Source organism: Sphingomonas sp. RB1R13, from assembly GCF_036663775.1.
Taxonomy (GTDB): domain Bacteria; phylum Pseudomonadota; class Alphaproteobacteria; order Sphingomonadales; family Sphingomonadaceae; genus Sphingomicrobium.
This window is the reverse complement of sequence record NZ_JAXOJM010000056.1, coordinates 1-1,255: the sequence shown is the minus strand read 5'-3', so window position 1 is coordinate 1,255 and position 1,255 is coordinate 1. Positions and strand designations below refer to the sequence as shown.

Genomic DNA, 1,255 nt, shown 5'->3' with positions numbered 1-1,255 from the left:
GCGATCGAGGACCGAACCGACGCGGCCAAGAAATACAAGTCCGCCCCCGGCTTCGCGCCTGCGGGCCAGTCGACCCAGATGATCGTCGGGGCGGATGCGGCGACCGACCGCGATATCGTCGGGCGGGCGGCGACCTTGTACGACCGCTTCCGCTTGCGCCGCGTCTATTATTCGGCGTTCAGCCCGATCCCTGACGCCTCCGCCGTGCTGCCACTGCAACGCCCGCCCTTGATGCGCGAGCATCGGCTGTACCAGTCCGACTGGCTGATGCGCTTCTATGACTATCAGCCGAACGAGGTCGCGGCGGCGGCGGACGAGGCGACGGGGATGCTGCCGCTCGACGTCGATCCCAAGCTCGCCTGGGCGCTGAAATTCCGCCAGAACTTCCCGGTCGATGTGAACCGCGCGCCGCGCGAGATGCTGTTGCGCGTGCCCGGCCTGGGCGTGAAGGCGGTTGACCGGATCATCGCCACGCGCAAATGGCGCAAGCTGCGACTGGAGGATGTCGGACGGCTGACCGTCTCGATCGCCAAGCTGCGCCCCTTCCTGATCGCCGAGGACTGGCGCCCGGTGGCGCTGGCCGAGCGGGCGGACCTGAGGCCGCTGGTCAAGCCGAAGACTGAGCAGCTCGAACTCTTTGGATGAGAGTGATTCGCGGGTGAAACGGCCGTCATCTTGCGCCGTTGGACATCGCGAAGGAGACGATCATGGCCACCGCCGACATCTATGCCGATCTGAAGCGCGATCACGACAAGCAGCGCGAGATGCTGAAGGAACTCGCCGAACTGAAGGGCGACGGTGCCAAGCGCAAGAAGCTGTTCGAGGCGTTCCGGATCGAGGTCCAGAGCCACGCCGCCGCCGAGGAAGAGTCGCTCTATGCCACCATGCTGGGCGAACCCGAACTGCGCGACGATGCGCGCCACTCGGTGTCCGAGCATAAGGAGATCGACGATCTGCTCGGCGAGATGATGGACCTCGACTTCGCGTCGGACGAGTGGGAATCCAAATTCTTCCACATGCGCCATCGCTACGAGCATCATATCGACGAGGAAGAGGAAGAGATGTTCCCCGCCGCCGAGAAGGAACTCGACGACGCAACCGAGCAGAAGCTCGCCGACATCTATGAAGAGCGCAAACCGATCGAAGCGAAGGACGCCAAGGCCAACCCGCCCGGCGGCGACGAGCGCGATTGATTCCAGAAATTCGCCAATTCCTCCCCTTTAAGGGGAGGTGGCAGGGCGAAGCCCTGACGGAG

The 1,255-nt window shown here is 64.3% G+C and carries 1 protein-coding gene and 1 pseudogene; both read left to right on the top strand.

The annotated features are described in order from the left end of the window. Positions 1-645 (top strand): annotated as a pseudogene (locus U1700_RS14810) (putative DNA modification/repair radical SAM protein); the annotation flags it as partial. A gap of 62 nt (positions 646-707) precedes the next feature. Then, the gene (locus U1700_RS14805; RefSeq protein ID WP_332753448.1) at positions 708-1,193 is read left to right on the top strand and encodes a hemerythrin domain-containing protein; all 486 of its coding nucleotides are present in this window, start codon (positions 708-710) and stop codon (positions 1,191-1,193) included. Positions 1,194-1,255: the final 62 nt, after the last annotated feature.

Excerpts from the sequence above, each read along its gene's own strand:
- U1700_RS14805 (WP_332753448.1), top strand. The coding sequence starts at position 708 with ATGGCCACCGCCGACATCTATGCCGATCTGAAGCGCGATCACGACAAG.